We start from the raw sequence: 16397 nt of genomic DNA on the forward strand, positions 1-16397 counted from the left end.
ACCAGAGCGTTTCAAGTTCGACTGCACCGCGTCCTCGCGCTCCTCTCGCACTCCTTCTGAAATAATCGATCGGCCCCTTATCGTCGACGTCCTCTTCGTCGCCTAAGGTAGGCATCGTAATGAGCCATTTCACCGCGACCGGCCCAAGTTGGATCGGCAAACCGTACCGCTACACCGGGCAGGCGAGCAACGAAGCCGCCCGCGCATTGAGCGCGGCAAATTTCGACGTTTATGCGGTAATCGAACCCGGTACCGAGCATATGGGTGAATTGCCTTCAATCCTTCGCGACAACGGGCTAGTCGATAAGACAGTCGACGGGTTCAATCCAGATGCAGTCGCTGGATTAGATGTCGTGATTGTGTTCACCGTATACAACGCCCGAACAGAGATGCTCGAAGCGTTAGACATCGCGATACAAATGGGTACCGGACTGGTCAACCTCGGCTCAATCGGTATCGGTATACCCGGCGCGGGCGATCCGGCTGTCGAACGCGTCACGGGCCTCAAGAATAGCCGGTACTTCTGGCGTGGATTTACTGATGCGGAAGTTACCGTCGCGGAGTCGCACCCAATCATCGACGGCCTCCTGCCTGGAGACGTCGTTACTATTGGTGTTCGCGACGGTATCCTTCCTGCATCGGGCGAGATAGCAGACGATGTAACTGTATTGATGTGGTCCGAACCGGGTTATCCCACGCTGTACGTGCGACAGCATGGGGAGGGTCGAATCGTCCGCGCGCAATGGTTCCGGCGTTTCCAACCCGGCCTACCGTATCCCGGCTACACCCTTTACATCCGCGCATTGAATTGGGCCGCGCATCGGGATGTGGACGCCATATGGTGAGAACTGGGGCGACGGTTACCGCGCATTCACGAAGTCGCTTGATCACGATCGGCGCGACTGCCTTGCGCAATCACGCTAAAGCGGGCGAGGCTTCCAGCCTCGTCGCCAGGAACTCCGTCATGACATGTCCGAAACCCAAGGTAACGGGTCTGGAAGCCCCGTCCACTTCCAATCTCCGTTGGAAGGGATCGCTCGTGCGATCCGCTCCAAACGTGCGAAGCCTTTCCCCGGCGCCGTAGAGCAGTGTCCCCATCCTGCGCAACATCGCCGTCCAAATCCCCAATGCCGATGGCGATGTTCTACGGTACGCCGGGGAACCTTTCAATGCAAGCAGCATGAAGCTGGATTTTATATCCCGGACCCGCGTCACAAAACAGGCCGTTTGGCGCGACTAGACGCTTGAGGTCCGCGAATGAACGCGGTCCCGGCTACGAATGTGCCACGGGTGGGGCGAGGCTCCGTCCGAGCCGTGGGGGGCGAGGTTCCGTCCGCGCCGTGAGGGGCGAGGCTCCGACCTGACCAATCTGTCCGCCGCCCGAACCAGCCCCTGGCTCGGGCGGAGCCTCGCCCCACCCACACCGCGCCCCACCCTCGGCGCCATTTGTGCGTTTGCTGACAAGCTCTCCGTGTCTCCATGGTTGATCTGCATTTTTCTTAACTCTTACCGCGAGTTTGTCAATCAAACAGAGGTCGTTTCGCACAGGCCGACCGTTTCTGGCCCAATCGGTCAAGCAAACACCCCTCGTTCACCAAACCTGCGCTGCGTCTTCGTTCCGTCACGAGGCTCCGCTTCGCCGTCCGGAGTGCAACGCAGTGGGCAAATGTATAGGAGCAAAGTAGTGCGCGACGCTACACGGCGTGGGAGCCTGAAGGCATATTCGCCGAAAGAAACAGGGCGGGTTGGATAACCCGGCCTCCGAAGCGCACATTGAGACATACTGGGCGCTCCGGTTGGAGGCATAGCGCATGCGGCGCGTAGAGCGGTACATCTTGATTGTCACCTTCGCCGCGTTCTCGTGGCTGATGATGCAGGTGGTCCACGAGGTGGGCCACATCATCGCCGCGAAGGCGACGGGTGCGGAGATCATCAAGGTGTATTTGCACCCGCTCGTCGTTTCGTCCACGGACGTCTGGGATCCGCCGAAACCTCTGGTGGTCGTATGGTCCGGGCCGATCGCCGGTATGATGCTTCCGCTGATTGCGCTTGGCATTGCACGCATATCGCGGTGTCCGGGTCTTTACCTGTTCCGGTTCTTCGCCGGGTTCTGCCTCATCGTAAATGGCGTTTACATCGCGTTCGGCCCGTCGACAGGCGGCGCGGACTCTGCGGTGATGATCGAACACGGCACGCCGCGGTGGGCGATGGTACTATTCGGCCTGTGCACCGCGCCGCTGGGCCTGTACTTGTGGCACCGGCAGGGTCCGTACTTCGGGTTGGGCGAAACGCGGGGACGCGTCGACCGCCACGCGGTAGTGACGTCTACGCTACTGCTGGGACTGGTCGTGTGCCTCGAATTGATATTCGGGCACCGTCAGTAAACGACGCCGCCCTTGTACGCTTTCTTCTCGCACTTGCAGAGTTCTTTGCCTTCGAGGCCTTCGCAGGGATTTCGGATTGGGGCGCCTTTGGCGTCGGCGTGAGCGCGGATGGGCCGGGGTTTGGTGCCGGGTTTGACGTGCTTCACGGGAGCTCCTTTTTCGGTGAGATAGTCCGTTGAAAAATACCGGCAGATTGCGAAAATGTTGCGCGGCAACGCTGGCTAGGAAACATGACTAAGGCAACCAAATGCGAGACATCGGAAGCAGACTCGTTAGCGGATCTCTTCCGCCAGGGCAACGATAATGCCCTCGGGGCCGCGGACGTAGGCGAGCCGATACGTGTCCCCGTATCGCACCACTTCGCCGATCAGTTCGGCGCCACGGGCGATCAGGCGCGCGACGACATCGTCGATGCCATCGACAGCGAACATGATGCGCCGAATCCCGAGTGCATTCACTGGAGCGTTCTCGGGGCCAATTCGGACCGCTTCCGGCGTGTGAAACTTGTCCAACTCGATCCGTCCGTGGCCGTCCGGAGTGCGCATCATCGCGAGGGTCGCGCGGACGTTTTGAAGACCGATGAGCCGATCGACCGACGGGCCCTCGACGAGCGTCTCGCCCTCCAACTCGAGTCCGAGTTCGAGAAAAAAGGACTTCACGGCTTCGAGGTCGTCGACGACGACGAGGACATTGTCCATACGTTTGATCGTCATGCGCTCTATCACATTAAGTTTAGATTCAAGATACTACTGAACGAACGACGCCACGCTTCCTGCTCCTAACAGGGAAATTCAGGGACATCAATGAAGTGTACTGTATTCGTCTGTGCAAACTGTCGTTAGATTCGTATACCGGCGGCGCGCAACGCTTTCGTCGCTTCCTTCGCCCAGCCGCGATTCGCCGCGGGGCTAGCGGGGCTGGGGTGCGGGATGCGGCCGATCGTGACGTCGAGTCCGTCGAGGGCTACTTTCGCGCGGTTCTCGGCGAAATGACCGACACCGAGGACGTGTCTGGGTTGGAGCGTTTCGACGACGCGGCGGAGGGCGCGATCGCAGGCTGCGTTCACGCGGGCCCGTTCAGCCGCCGGGAGTTTGTCCGGGGTGAAGTTCCGGCCTGAGGCTTCCATGAAACAGAGCGGGCAGTAGTTCGCGACGAAGAAGCGGGCGAAGAAGTTTTCGGGCGTGCCGAAGGTGTCGCGCGCCCAGCCCCAGAGGCGCGTGCCGCTGACTTCGCTGCGGGGACAGTTGAACCCGTCGATGGGGCGCTTCGGATGTTCCGGCGACGGTTTGCCGACAGGCTCGCTGATACCGAGCCAGTCCCGCACCATCGCCACGTCGCCAAACGGCACGCCGGTCTGCGCCATGCCGAAGGGTCCCGGGTTCATGCCGGCGAGGACGATCTCTTTCGGGCCTGTCCCATAGCGTTCGAGGTACGCCGCGTGCGGCGCGCGCGCATACTCGAGGGGATTGTAAACGTGCGTGATTGGCGCGGCGAAGGAAAGTCCGCGAAGTTCGCGCGCGAGGGCATCGGAGATGTCGATAAGGGTCATGCCAAATAGGTAGATTGGTTCAAGCCTCTTAGTTATTGTACAATTGTCCAGAATGGAATACAAACGACATGGAAATTGTCATTGATACGTCCGCTTTGCTCGCGGTAATACTCGATGAGCCAGAGCGCGAGCGAATAATTGAACGAACTGTTGGCCACACTCTTGTGGGGCCTGGGTCAATTCCATGGGAAGTGGGAAATGCGTTTTCCGCGTTGCTCAAAAGAAATCGAATATCGCGCGGCGAAGCGCGGCGCGGTCTGCAATTATTCGGTGAAATTCCACTCCGCTATGTGTCGACAAATATGGAGCAGGCGATTACCATAGCAAGTCAGGAGCGAATATATGCCTACGACGCATATCTTATCGAGTGCGCACTGCGATTGGTTGCACCATTGCTGACGTTAGACGGGTCCTTAAGGCGCAATGCGACAAAGCTCGGCGTCAACGTAGTGGAGATCTAGAATGCAGGTTTATACGTACTCGGAAGCGCGGCAAAAGTTGGCGAGTGTGCTTGACAAGGCCGAGTCCACCGGCAAGGTCTTGATTCGCCGGAAAGACGGCCGGACGTTCGCGTTGACCCCAGAAACAACCGGGCAATCCCCCCTCGACATTCCGTCCGTTCGATCCGAAGCTACCACGCGGGAACTAGTGGAAATCATCCGGAAAGGCCGAACGACAGCGCGAGGAATCAGACGAAACCGTTAACATGCCGTTCTTGGTCGATATGCACATGCACACGGCCCGCTACTCGCGGTGCAGCCGGATTGACGCGTCGAAACTCGTCGACCAGGCGGTCCGCGCGGGGCTGGACGGAATCGTCATCACCGAACATCACCACCAGTGGTCGAAGGATGAAACTTCGGAACTGGTGGCGGAGTCCGGTCATACAGGATTTTTGGTCATGGCGGGGTTCGAGTACACGTCGGCGCAGGGCGACATCCTGATGTATGGGATGCCGGACGAGTGCGTGAAGGAGTTTGTGCCCGGGTGGGCGCCGGAAAAGGCGGCAAGGCTGGCGCAACGATATGGCGCGGCGTGCGTCGCGGCCCACCCAACCCGGTCGGGCATGGCGTTTGACGATCGCATCGCGACGCTGCCCCTCGCGGCGTTCGAGGTGGCCAGCGTGAACCTGCAGCCGCACGAACAGCGCATGGCGAAGAAGCTGGCGGAAAATCTGAAAAAGCCGATGGTGGCGTGCAGCGACGCCCACGACCTGCCCGCTGTCGGTGCGTACGCCACGGCGTTTGACGACTTGATCCTGGGGATCGCCGATTTACAGGCGGCCCTGCTTCGTGGTAGATTTCAGCCCGCAAGGTTGTAACGTGAGGAAGCCTTCGTAGTGAGTGAGCCGACCCCGGAAACCCCGGCCGCAAAACCGGCAAACATCAAGGCCGAGTTTACCGAACTCGTCAAGATGGTGGTCTGGTTCCTTGTCCTGTTCTTTGCGCTCAAGTTCTTCGTCATCGAGGGTTACGAGGTGCAGGGCCCGTCGATGGAGCCGACGCTGTGGAACAACGAGCGCATCCTGGTATTCAAGCTGCCGCACAAACTGAGCCAACTCATTCCCAGCTACCAACCGATCAAGCCGGGTAACATCGTCGTGTTCGAGCGAACGGAGGACTCGGGAAAGCGCTATGTGAAGCGCGTGATCGCGGAGGGAGTGCCGCGCCAGAACGGCAACACCGTCGACGCGCAGGGCCGTAACGATACCGGGCCGCCGGCCGTGTCGCTCCGCATCGAGGACGGAAAAGTCTTCGTGAACAACCAGCGTGTTGTGGAATCGTATCTGCCGGTGGAGGTCGAGGAATCGTTTGACGATTCCGACCGGGCCGAGTTGAAGCCGGGCGAATACTACGTGATGGGCGATCACCGGTCCGTCAGCAAGGACAGCCGGGTGTTCGGCCCCGTCAACGACGATAAGGTAATCGGAAAGGCCATACTGCGGTTCTGGCCGCTGAGTCGTTTCGGCCTATTGAAATGAAGACGGTCATTTTCTCGGACGTCCATCTGAACGTGGCAGAGGACGGACGGGGCCTCATGCGGGACCTCACCGCCTTCCTCCGAAGCATCGACCCCGCCGAAACCGAACGGATCGTCATCCTGGGCGACCTGTTCGATTTTTGGTTCGAGTACAAACACGTCATTTTCTCAGGTTATTTCGACGTGCTGCGCGCGCTCGCGGACTTGTCGGACGCGGGCGTCGAGATTCATTTCATCATCGGCAATCACGACTTCTGGGCGGGCCGGTTTCTCGTGCAGCATTTGCGATTTCAAATTCACGACCAGTTGACGCTCGAACTCGGCGGACGGCGCGTGCTTTTTGTACATGGCGACGGCATCAATCCGAAGGACGTCGGATACCGTTTCTACAAGCGTTTTGCGCGCAACCGGTTCATTGTTTGGTTGTTTGGGCTCATCCATCCCGACTGGGCAATGGGAATCGCCCAGGGCGTCGCGCGCGGCAGCCGGCATTTGAAACGCGTGGACGACCTCAGCAAAGGATCGGAGGTGGCGCCGCTGCGCGAGTATGCCGAGCGTACGCTGCGCGAGGACAAGGCCGACGTGGTCATGTGCGGGCATTCGCACTACCCGATGCGCGTGGAATGCAAGACGCCGGCGGGCACGGGCCTGTACTTCAACACCGGCGATTGGCTGTTTCACAAATCCTACGTGGAATGGGACGGCGAGGAATTCCACCAGCGTCTATTTGTCGCCGAACCCCGTCGCGAGGAAGTAGCCCAACGCGACCATTAGCGCGGACCAAAGCACCCACAGCAGGAACCAGAGAATCCCCGCGCCACGCCGCCGCGAGAACGCGCGCAGCCGCCGGCGAAACACCGTGGCCGTGCTTGGGCTGATGTCCGCTACGACTACGGTGATGTTGTCGCGGCCGCCATTGTCGTTCGCCATGGCGATGAGGCGCGGCGCAATCTCCGCGGGTGCGAGGTTCTTTCGGAATTCCGGAATGATCTCCGCGTCTTTGCACATGTTTACCAGACCGTCGGTGCACAGAAGGAGCGTGTCGCCCGGGACAACGTGCCAGACATACGTATCGACGTCGACGACGGGATGCACGCCGATGCTGCGCGTGACGATGTTGCGGCGTGAATCGGATTCCGCCTCGGACTTTGACATGAGCCCCTGTTGGACCTGTTCGTCCACCCAGGAGTGGTCCTGGGTCTTTGTGAGTATTTCTCCGTCGCGGATGTGGTAGCAGCGGGTGTCGCCGACATTGCCGATATACACCTTACGGGGAGTCACCAACGCGACGAGCAGCGTCGTGCCCATCGGCAACCTGTTCTTCACCAGTTCCTGGTTCGTGCGGAAGATGTTATCGTTCGCCTTCAGGATGACGTCCTTGATGATCGGCAGGAAGGCTTCATCTTCGCCGGGTTCCGCGGGAGGTGGAGGCGGCTGCTTGAGCATGTCCTTCGCGAGCGAAACGGCCAGCTTGCTGGCTATTTCGCCGCCCGTGTGGCCGCCAAGCCCGTCTGCGACAACCAACAGCGCGCCTTCGCGGAACAGTGACAGCCCGGGTGTATCTTCCTGGAAGACCCCATAGAAATCTTCGTTCTTGCGTTTTCGGCGGCCAATATCAGTCTGCGCGGCAACTTCCAGGCGCATCAATCACCCCCAGACAACAGGTACGAACGCGGGCCCGCAACCGCCCGCGAATCACATGCTCGGATCAGTGTGGGAACCATAGCAAAGCTACAAACCTGCGGGCAACCGGCAAACTCCTGATTCCAACGGGAATTCCCTTGATTCGTCCCGGAAGGCATCCGGGTTGAAGTCGGGTGTTGCCGATAACAAGAATACTGCGCGAGCCTGTTCTGGGAGCGGACTATTGCGGCATGGGGTGTGTCATGTCGAATACGACCAAGGACCTGCTTTTCGGTGTCATCGCCACACGTCTGAACTGCGTGACCTCCGCCGAACTCGCCCACGCGGCCGAGTCGTGGATTCGCGATCCCGCCACGCCGCTGCCGCAACACCTCATCGCAACGAAGGCAATGTCGCCTGACGACTCCTTCTTTCTCAAGCAACTCGTCGATGCCGCGGTCGAGTCCAGCGGAGGTGACTCTGGGTGCGCACTCGAGCGGCTCGGCGGCAGTACACAGGTCGAAGAGGCGTTCGCGAAGACAATCATCGTCGAGGACGGTGACGACGGCCTGACCGTGCGCCTGGCCGAGCACGCTGCGTTTGCAGCAGATGAGGGTGGCCACGCCGCGATTTCCGCGAGCAAAGAGGAACTCGGACGGTATCGACTGGTGAAGGAACATGCGCGCGGCGGCATGGGGCGGATACTACTTGTCCACGACGAGTTCGTTGGGCGCGACGTGGCGCTGAAGGAACTCTTGCCGGACCTCGCATATGTTGACGGGGGCAAACGCGAGTGGAAGCGGTCGCCGTATCTGACGCGCTTTTTGCAGGAGGCGCGCATCACAGGACAACTCGAGCACCCATCCATCGTACCCGTGCACGAAATTGGGTTCCGCAACGACGGGACGTTGTATTACACGATGAAGCTGGTGCGCGGCCGTACGCTGCGCGAAGCAATCTCCTCGTCCGCGGCGCTCGTCGATCGCCTCAAATTCCTGCCGCACTATGTGGGCTTGTGCAACGCTTTGGCATACGCGCACAGCCGCGGGGTAATCCATCGCGATATTAAGCCATCGAACGTCATGGTCGGAGAGTTTGGCGAAACCGTTGTACTCGACTGGGGCCTCGCCAAGGTACGCGATACCAAAGACATTCACTGCGAAGGCGTCCGCGAAACAATCGAAGCCTTGCGCGACGCAGGCCCCGAGGCAGCCGCCAAGACGCGGTACGGCACCGCGCTCGGGACGCCCGCGTATATGCCGCCGGAACAGGCGGAAGGCCGTATCGACGAGATCGACGAGCGATCGGACGTGTACTCGCTTGGCGCGGTGTTGTACGAATTGCTGACCGGCCACGCACCGTATGGGGGCACGGCGATGCGCAACATACTGCAGTGCGTCATCACGGAAGAACCCACACCGATCTTGTCTCTGGAGCCGGATGCGCCGCGGGAACTCGTGGCGATTTGCCGGCGCGCAATGCGAAAAGACGCCTCCGGCCGCTACCCCTCGGCCAAGGCGTTGGCCGAGGAAATAGGCCGGTTCCAGGCCGGCGCATTGGTGCAGGCTTACGAGTACCGCTTCGGCGAACATCTGAAGCGGTTCTTGCGTAAGCACAGGTCCTTGGTGGTGACATCCGCGGCCGCTGCGTTGGTGCTGCTCGTCGTCGGCGTGTACTCGTACCTGTCGATCGTGTCAAAGAATGTTGAATTGACGGAAACAGCCAACCAGCGCGACGCGCAGGCCAAGGCGGCGGAGCAAGCGCGGAATCAGGCAGAAGGCGCGGCGGAGAAGGCGCTCGCATCGGAGCAGGTGGCCCTTGCCGAAAAAGCGCGAGCGGACAAAGAATTGTATTTCACGTCGATTCGCCTGGCACAGTCCCAGATTGACCAGCGAAATTTCGACGCGGCGCGACGTACACTCGCGGACAGTCCTGTGGAACACCGCAATTGGGAGTGGGGACGCTTGATGGAGCGGTGCAACGAGGATTCCGCAACCTACAAGCGACCGCACTTCGCGGCGAACGGGCAGTCCAAGTACTTGCCGGTGGTTGTCGACATCGACGGGGATCGGTTGGCGATGGTCACCGTCGACGGCTCGGTGGACTGGTACGATCTCCGGTCACACGATCTGCGGCATCGGATCACGCCGGAAAAGGAAGGCCGCCAAGTACAGATCGCAATTAGTCCGGACGGAAGATACTTCGCGTGCCTCGACAACACGAAAGGCACGGTCCTTTCCATTTCCGACTTTCAACCGGTGGTCACGTTCGACGGAATCGAGAATTGGCAGTGGACGATGGAGTTCAGCGCGAACGGCACGCACTTTGCCTATCGCGATCCGCTAACGATGATTACCAAGGTCCAAGACCTCGATCATACCGATGCTCAGCCCGTTGTGCTCGACGTCATCGCGAACGCCCGCGTACGGGTCAGTCCGGACGGGGGCCGCCTACTCACCGTCGAAGACGGCCAGACCGGCAATGCCGCATCCAGCGTGTGGCGTCTCCACGATACCGGCACGGGGGCGGTTGTGCAGGAAGCGACGACCGAGCCCATCGAACTATTCGGGTTTGTTGGACGCGGCGACAGGCTTTTCGTTGCGTACGATACGCGTATCGACGTGATAGACGTAACGGACGGACGTTCAGTAGCCGTGTTTGCGATTGAGACCGGAAAGATTACGGGTGTGTTCGGAGGGATTGTCGAGAATACGATTGCGTTTGGCGACACGAGCGGAACGGTGCGTGTCGCCGATCTCGCCAGTCGGCGAATTCGTTCCGAGTTCAAAGCGCACAACGGAGCAATACGGTCCATCGCAGCGACACCGGACGGACGGTTAATTGTAAGTGGCGGCGACGATCGCCGTATTCACGTCTTGGATTCGGAAACGGCGTCCGTTGTGCGTGTCTTCGAGGGCCATTCGTCGCCTGTTACCGAACTGTACGTAGATGGCAGCGGCACCCGGATCGCCTCTGTCGCCGGCAGTGAAGTAAAACTTTGGGACGTGAAAGCGCCTCCGTCCACGATGCATTGGCAAGGCGGTCCGATCATGGCTTCCGCGGTATCGACAGACGGACTGCAGATATACGCATGTGACGGAGATGGAGTAGTCACGTGCCGCAACCTGCTGACCGGCGCTGTTGAATGGACCCATCGCTTCGGTACGTCACGCGACGTAAATCCGGTTTTCCGCGACGATGCGGCCTACGTAGCAGTGCGATCGGCGCAAGGCCTGACAATCTGGAATACCGGATTGCGCGAACCAGTGTTTGAAATTGGAGGCGCAAATTACTCCTTCGCCCACGCGGCGTTCAGCCCGACTGACGACGTCGCAGCCATTGTCGACCTGACGCCCGCAACACGTGAGGTCCTTCTGCGTATCGTGGACTTGCCCGCCAGCGCACAAACCGGCGCCGTTGTGCTCAACTTCGCCGCGGAAGAAGCTTCGTATGAGCGCGGGGGAATCGCCTTTATGCCGGACGGCAAACGCATTGGCGTTCTTGCCGAATCGATTCTGGCGTTCTACGATATCGAATCGGGACAGATCGCCGAGCCGCTCGCACTTGATCTTCCGGAGCGAGACGTCAGCTTGCGCGCAATCGATCAGTCCGGCGATCACGCATTGTTGTATGGAGCTACCGGGCAAGTCTACGTTGCCGATCTGTCGACGAGAAGCGCTAATCTCACGCTGCCACCCGCCGGCGCCGCGTGGCAGAGTTTACGATTCAGTGCAGACGGCAGTCGAATCATTGCAGGGGATATCTCCGGCGCATTGCGGATATTCGATTCAAGGACTGGGCGCGAAATCTATGCCGCGCCACAACTGAACGGCGCTATCGAATTCGCGCTGGTTCATCCCATAACGCAAACGCTCGTTGCAGCGACCCAAATCGGTACGGTGCTCGCTGAGCGCGCAATGCCGTGGGAATTGGGCGATTATCCCGGCGGCGACAGAGCACAACTGGACTACCGCATCGAAACCTTAAAGCGGCACGTACGCGCGGCCCGTACCGATTGGGGAATTTGCCAAAAGCACCTTGCGAGCGGCCTGGACGACAAGATTGCCTGGGCACTGTCCAATGGGTATCTCAAGGCCGATGACCCTCTACCCGACAGCGTCCGGTTCGCGATCGCGCAATCGTGCCCAGCCGGTGGCGCGTACACGGCAGGCGACTGGGACGCCGTGCCGAGCTGTTCGATTCACGGGGCTTTGGGGGGTGAGTACAACTTGCTGCGCTTGGTGTGCCGGTTGGACGTGGCGCCGGAGGCGGAGGGTGCGCTTGTGGCCCGTGCAATCGCGGCGGTGCTGCCCGGTATTCGGTCGATCCTGGAAGAGCGGATGGAGCAATGGACACGCGTTGAAGGCCACTATCGCGCCGCGCTGGCCGCCGGCGAGAAACGCCTGGCAGTGCGCGGTAATCGCAAACTCGCTTACACATACATGGGCGAAGCGAACCTTGCCCTCGGCCGCCACGAACAGGCTGCGCACGATCTTTCGGCCGCGATCGAGGCGGGCAACGCTCGCGCGCGTCTCTCGTTGGCGTGGGCCCTGGCCCGACACGGTACAGAAGAATCCACTCGATCGGCATATGATCACCTGGAAGAGTATCTGGAAACGTTTCTGGTGAGTACTTCGGCGCTTGAACTGTGGACGGAGTTACGCGCCTTGCCGCAAGCCGTCGAGCCTGCTTTGATTGATCGGATTACTCGCCTGACGTCCTATACCGGCGAAGAATGGCGCGCGCTTCCGTGGTGCGATTCGATTGACGAAGCCGTCGCAGCCGCGCAAGCGAAAAACAAACTGGTCCTGCTGTCACTGACAACGCCCGCATCTCTGCTGACCGACGAGTTGCGCCGCCACGTTCTGAGCCATCCCGATATGTTGGACGCGGTTCAGACGTATTATGTGCCGTGCGCGATCGATGCGTCGCGCGACGCGGAAGTGCCAAAGCGCTATGGCATCGAAACGCTTCCTTCGTTGCTGGTGCTCAACGAGCGCGGGGAACCCATTTCCAGCCCCGAACGGGACGTCAGTCTCGAAAGCTTTCGCAAGGACTATGTGCGCCCGCTGCAAGCGGACGGATATTTGCATCATTGGCTCATCGTAGGGCCCTTCGATTTTGCGAACGGCGCAGGTTTTGACCGCGCGTACCCACCCGAGACCGGAATCGACACGACGGCGGAGTACGATGGCACAAATGGAAAGGCGCGGTGGTTGGCGTGCCGCGCCAGCGAAGTGACGCACGAAGTGCGGCTGACATCGCTGTTTGGTCCGCTTCCAAATAGTGTCGTGTATGCGTATTCCGAATTTGAGGTGGACACCGACGTGAACGCATGGGTGAAGGTCGGAAGTGACGATGGCTGCAAACTGTGGGTAAACGGGGTATGGGTGAACGAAAACCTGGCGTCATTGATGCTCAACCCGCGCGCATTCAAACGTGACGGCGACGTGCATGGCGTGACGCTGAAGCGAGGACGCAATACGGTCCTCTTGAAGACGGTCAATCATACCGGCGCGTTTTCATTCTCGGTGCGCGTACAAGATGGCGACGATCCGATACCGAGCCTCCGCCCCGTCACGTTGCCGGCTTGCCCAGAAATCCGCGTGCGCGACGACTACTACGCGCTGGCCGTGGGTGACATGCGCACGCATATCGCGTCGTCGAATTCCGCAGGCGAGTTACACTTTGCGTTGGCGTGGGACGAGATTCGACCGCTCTGGCGTGAACACGGTCACAGCATTCTCGGCGAGGTCAACCCGCGGCAGCATACCGACGAGCAAGGCCGCGTTGGTGTCGCCGGCAACAACCTGGGCAAGCACCCCCTGCTTCGAAAACTGGGGTTTCAGGACGGCGACGTCATACTCAGCGTAAACGACATGCACCTGCAAGAAGTGCTTGCCGTGGGCATGGACAAGGTTACCGAAACGTTGAGCAAGGAAAAACAGTGGCGCGTTGAAATCCTGCGCGACGGGCACGTTTTGACGCACATCTATGAGAAGCAGTAGACCCTGCAATCGCGCACCCAGGTTGATCCTGGATGGAGCAGTCGGGTAGGGTGCGCGTCATCACAGACCAACTTCCTACATTCCTTTGAAATGCACTTGCCCTCAATGAAACGATTCTCAACTCCCCTATCCGGTGTACTGGCAACGGGGCTACTGGTAGTCATTGCCATTCTAGTCTCTCAGTGCCGGGGCAGCGCTGGGCCGACGTCGCAGGCGGGGCGCGTCGTCGAGTCCCCGGGGACGAAAACGCTCGACGGTAAGGGCGCTGTACACCGGTACACCACGGACCTTTTCGCTGCGTTGCGTAGCGCCGAACGCAACCCGTACGTCATTCCCGCGAAGTCGATGGTCGTGATTACGCGGTCTGGCGGATCGAGTGACGACCCGCGAGGGCCGCGCCCCACCCGCAAGGAAGACGGCAAGCTGTTCATACTCGCGAGTGCGGGGGTACCTAATGTTACAGCCATGTTGGGACTCGGCATCCGCGCGGAGGACTACAACGAATTGCGCATTCGCATGCGCGTCAACAACGGTGAACACTGCACATTGACATGGACGACGGATGTCGAACCGTCATCGATGCGCAGCCAGGGACTTACGATACCGATCTTTTCCGATAACGAAATTCACTCGTATCGCGTGCCCCTTGGCGGACTCACCGCGCAGTCTTGGGTGGGCCTCGTGAAGAGTCTGGTGCTCCGGCCGAGCAATCTGCCTGCAGACGTCGAGATTGAATCGATGGAGCTGGGGTTCGTTGCGCCCGAGAGTCCCTCGCGCATTACGATCGCGGCGCAGACGCACGAGGCCGCGTTTGGTTCGCAGCCGCCCTGGAAGTTGACCATTCCCGCGAACGCGTCGTTGAGCACGTACATCGGCCTGCCGGAGGACACGTGGGCGAACGGACGCAGCGCTAGCGCGCGGTTTGTTGCGACGATGGACACCGACAAACAAAAGGGTGTGCTGCTGCTGGATCAGGCATTAACACCGACAACGGACGAATCGCACCGCAATTGGATTCCGTTCAAGGCGGATTTGTCCGGTTTCGCCGGGCAACGCGCGACGATCCGTTTTACCATATCCGGCGTAAACGACAAGCCGGCCAGCCCTGCCTGCTGGGGCGATCCGCGCATTGCAGCAGTGGAACCGGACTGCGCGGCGGTCCCGGTTGTGCTTGTGTCGTGCGACACACTGCGCGCGGACCATCTCTCGTGTTACGGCCACTACCGCGAAACGACACCGAACCTCGACGCGCTCGCGAAGGAGGGCGTGCTGTTCGAGAATGCGATTTCCGTCGAGACGTGGACGCTTCCTTCGCACGCGTCGATGTTCACGGGCCTGTACCCGAAGCACCACGGCGTAACTCCCAATGCGAACCTCGCCGAATCAACGGTGACTTTACCGGAAACGTTGCGCGATGCGGGATACGTCACTGGTGGATTTATCGGCTTCACATTCTGGCTGTATCCGTGGCGCGGGTTCTCGCACGGGTTCGACGTCTACAACACGCCGGACTGGCGTTTCCGGAAAATTCAAGAGACGCACCGGTTCGCGGAAAGTTGGATTAACGCGGTACAGGCGCCGAACTTTTTTCTGTTTCTGCACAACTTCGATGTGCATTCGAAGCCCGCAAAGCAGTTCGACGGGCTGCCGTACGGGCCCGAGGATCCGAAGTTCCTGCACTTTGCGAAAGAATTCGCCAATCCCCCGTCGTTTCAACGCCCCGAACGCGACATGGTGGATGCCGAAGCCTTTCTGAACGCCGCGAATGCGGGCGAAGTTACGATGACGCAGGAGGAGATCGAGTACTGTAAGGCGCTCTACGACGACGCGCTGCGCATGGTCGACGCGTCGCTGGGTGAAATGTTCGAGTCGTTGAAGAAACGTGGTCTTTACGAACGGGCGCTCATCATCGTCACCGCGGATCATGGGGAAGAATTCGGCGAGCACGGCACCTTCGGGCACGGCAATGTGTACGAGCCGTCGCTTCACATCCCGATGATTGTGAAGTTTCCGAACGCGCAATTCGCGGGCACGCGGTTCAAGCCGGTCGTCGAACTGGTGGACATCATGCCGACGATACTCGATGTAATCGGCGCGCCGGCGCCGGAGGGTCTTGACGGCAAGAGCATGCTGCGCATGTTGCGGAGTGACGAGACGCCCAAGGAGCAGGGGTACAGCCAGCGCTTTCTCCACAAGACGGTGCGCGAGACGGAATGGAAACTGATCCGCACGCGCCCCGAGACGTACGAGCTCTACAACGTCTCGCAGGACCCCGGGGAAACGAACAATCTCGCGGATTCGCAACCGGATCAGGTCGCGCGCATGCGCCCGCCGCTCGAAGAGTTCTTCAAGGTCAATCCGCAGGGCTGGCACATCGCGTTCGAGACGCCGGCGCACGACTACAAGGGCACGGTCACGATCTCGACCGAGGACGTAATCGAGTCCGCGGAACTGCTCGGTGGGCAGGACGTGACCGCGATGAACGTGACCGATCGCGGCGTGACGCTGAACGTCGGCAAGATCGACCGCGCGAAGCGCGACGAACTGATTGTGCGCACGGTCGGCACTTCCGGCCGCATGTCGCTGACGATCAAATCGCCAACCGATTTCTCGGTTGCACTGGGCGACCAGCCTGTCGCCACGGGCAAGGCGTTCCGCGTAGTGCTCGATCCCGCGGCGAAAGCGTACCCGCAGCCGGAAGTCTCGACCGATCCGGCGACGGGATTGCGGTTCCGCATCTGGTATGTGCAACAGACTGGCACGCGTTCCGCCGCGCAACACCTTTCCCCCGAGGCGATCGAGGAACTGAAGAATTTGGGCTACACCGGCGAGTAACCCGGTAGAACCCAATCC

At 60.2% G+C, this 16397-nt stretch carries 13 protein-coding genes; 9 read left to right on the forward strand and 4 right to left on the reverse strand.

The features are described from left to right. Positions 1–119 precede the first annotated feature (119 nt). Positions 120–845, forward strand: coding sequence for a hypothetical protein (locus HUU46_08805; GenBank protein ID NUM53729.1), 726 nt, complete (start codon positions 120–122; stop codon positions 843–845). A 966-nt stretch (positions 846–1811) separates the two neighbouring features. After that, complete coding sequence (locus HUU46_08810) at positions 1812–2384, forward strand: hypothetical protein (protein NUM53730.1); 573 nt, start codon at positions 1812–1814, stop codon at positions 2382–2384. Here the strand turns inward: HUU46_08810 and HUU46_08815 are convergent. From HUU46_08815 to HUU46_08825, 3 genes are all read right to left on the reverse strand, one after another. Continuing rightward, on the reverse strand, positions 2378–2530 hold the full coding sequence (locus HUU46_08815; GenBank protein ID NUM53731.1) for a hypothetical protein: 153 nt from the start codon (positions 2528–2530) through the stop codon (positions 2378–2380). The genes HUU46_08810 and HUU46_08815 overlap by 7 nt on opposite strands. Before the next feature lie 126 nt (positions 2531–2656). Continuing rightward, complete coding sequence (locus HUU46_08820) at positions 2657–3097, reverse strand: VOC family protein (protein NUM53732.1); 441 nt, start codon at positions 3095–3097, stop codon at positions 2657–2659. 125 nt (positions 3098–3222) lie between these two features. After that, a complete protein-coding gene (locus HUU46_08825; GenBank protein NUM53733.1) occupies positions 3223–3933 on the reverse strand; it encodes a single-stranded DNA-binding protein in 711 nt (236 codons plus the stop codon). A gap of 68 nt (positions 3934–4001) precedes the next feature. Here HUU46_08825 and HUU46_08830 point away from each other — a divergent pair, with 68 nt between their 5' ends. The 5 genes from HUU46_08830 to HUU46_08850 are packed head-to-tail and all read left to right on the forward strand — an operon-like array spanning position 4002 to position 6687. Continuing rightward, the gene (locus HUU46_08830) at positions 4002–4394 is read left to right on the forward strand and encodes a type II toxin-antitoxin system VapC family toxin (GenBank protein ID NUM53734.1); all 393 of its coding nucleotides are present in this window, start codon (positions 4002–4004) and stop codon (positions 4392–4394) included. A gap of 1 nt (position 4395) precedes the next feature. Further along, positions 4396–4638 carry a type II toxin-antitoxin system Phd/YefM family antitoxin gene (locus HUU46_08835; protein NUM53735.1) on the forward strand — a complete coding sequence of 81 codons (243 nt, stop codon included), beginning with the start codon at positions 4396–4398 and terminating at the stop codon, positions 4636–4638. 1 nt (position 4639) lies between these two features. Beyond that, positions 4640–5254 (forward strand): PHP domain-containing protein, encoded by a 615-nt coding sequence (locus tag HUU46_08840; protein ID NUM53736.1) that lies wholly within the window; start codon positions 4640–4642, stop codon positions 5252–5254. A gap of 18 nt (positions 5255–5272) precedes the next feature. After that, a complete protein-coding gene (lepB, locus tag HUU46_08845; GenBank protein NUM53737.1) occupies positions 5273–5914 on the forward strand; it encodes a signal peptidase I in 642 nt (213 codons plus the stop codon). Next, on the forward strand, positions 5911–6687 hold the full coding sequence (locus tag HUU46_08850; protein NUM53738.1) for a UDP-2,3-diacylglucosamine diphosphatase: 777 nt from the start codon (positions 5911–5913) through the stop codon (positions 6685–6687). Before lepB ends, HUU46_08850 begins: the two co-directional genes overlap by 4 nt. Here HUU46_08850 and HUU46_08855 read toward each other — a convergent pair. After that, positions 6637–7557 carry a serine/threonine-protein phosphatase gene (locus HUU46_08855; GenBank protein NUM53739.1) on the reverse strand — a complete coding sequence of 307 codons (921 nt, stop codon included), beginning with the start codon at positions 7555–7557 and terminating at the stop codon, positions 6637–6639. The genes HUU46_08850 and HUU46_08855 overlap by 51 nt on opposite strands. Positions 7558–7799: 242 nt before the next feature. Here HUU46_08855 and HUU46_08860 point away from each other — a divergent pair, with 242 nt between their 5' ends. Beyond that, the gene (locus HUU46_08860) at positions 7800–13544 is read left to right on the forward strand and encodes a protein kinase (protein NUM53740.1); all 5745 of its coding nucleotides are present in this window, start codon (positions 7800–7802) and stop codon (positions 13542–13544) included. A gap of 105 nt (positions 13545–13649) precedes the next feature. Then, on the forward strand, positions 13650–16379 hold the full coding sequence (locus HUU46_08865; GenBank protein ID NUM53741.1) for a sulfatase: 2730 nt from the start codon (positions 13650–13652) through the stop codon (positions 16377–16379). The last annotated feature ends 18 nt before the right edge of the window (positions 16380–16397 follow it).

It is taken from the genome of Candidatus Hydrogenedentota bacterium (assembly GCA_013359265.1).
Classification (GTDB): domain Bacteria; phylum Hydrogenedentota; class Hydrogenedentia; order Hydrogenedentales; family SLHB01; genus JABWCD01.

Coding starts and splice junctions, on each gene's coding strand:
- HUU46_08805 (NUM53729.1), top strand. CDS start 120: ATGAGCCATTTCACCGCGACCGGCCCAAGTTGGATCGGCAAACCGTAC.
- HUU46_08810 (NUM53730.1), top strand. CDS start 1,812: ATGCGGCGCGTAGAGCGGTACATCTTGATTGTCACCTTCGCCGCGTTC.
- HUU46_08820 (NUM53732.1), bottom strand. CDS start 3,097: ATGACGATCAAACGTATGGACAATGTCCTCGTCGTCGTCGACGACCTC.
- HUU46_08825 (NUM53733.1), bottom strand. CDS start 3,933: ATGACCCTTATCGACATCTCCGATGCCCTCGCGCGCGAACTTCGCGGA.
- HUU46_08830 (NUM53734.1), top strand. CDS start 4,002: ATGGAAATTGTCATTGATACGTCCGCTTTGCTCGCGGTAATACTCGAT.
- HUU46_08835 (NUM53735.1), top strand. CDS start 4,396: ATGCAGGTTTATACGTACTCGGAAGCGCGGCAAAAGTTGGCGAGTGTG.
- HUU46_08840 (NUM53736.1), top strand. CDS start 4,640: ATGCCGTTCTTGGTCGATATGCACATGCACACGGCCCGCTACTCGCGG.
- HUU46_08850 (NUM53738.1), top strand. CDS start 5,911: ATGAAGACGGTCATTTTCTCGGACGTCCATCTGAACGTGGCAGAGGAC.
- HUU46_08855 (NUM53739.1), bottom strand. CDS start 7,557: ATGCGCCTGGAAGTTGCCGCGCAGACTGATATTGGCCGCCGAAAACGC.
- HUU46_08860 (NUM53740.1), top strand. CDS start 7,800: ATGTCGAATACGACCAAGGACCTGCTTTTCGGTGTCATCGCCACACGT.
- HUU46_08865 (NUM53741.1), top strand. CDS start 13,650: ATGAAACGATTCTCAACTCCCCTATCCGGTGTACTGGCAACGGGGCTA.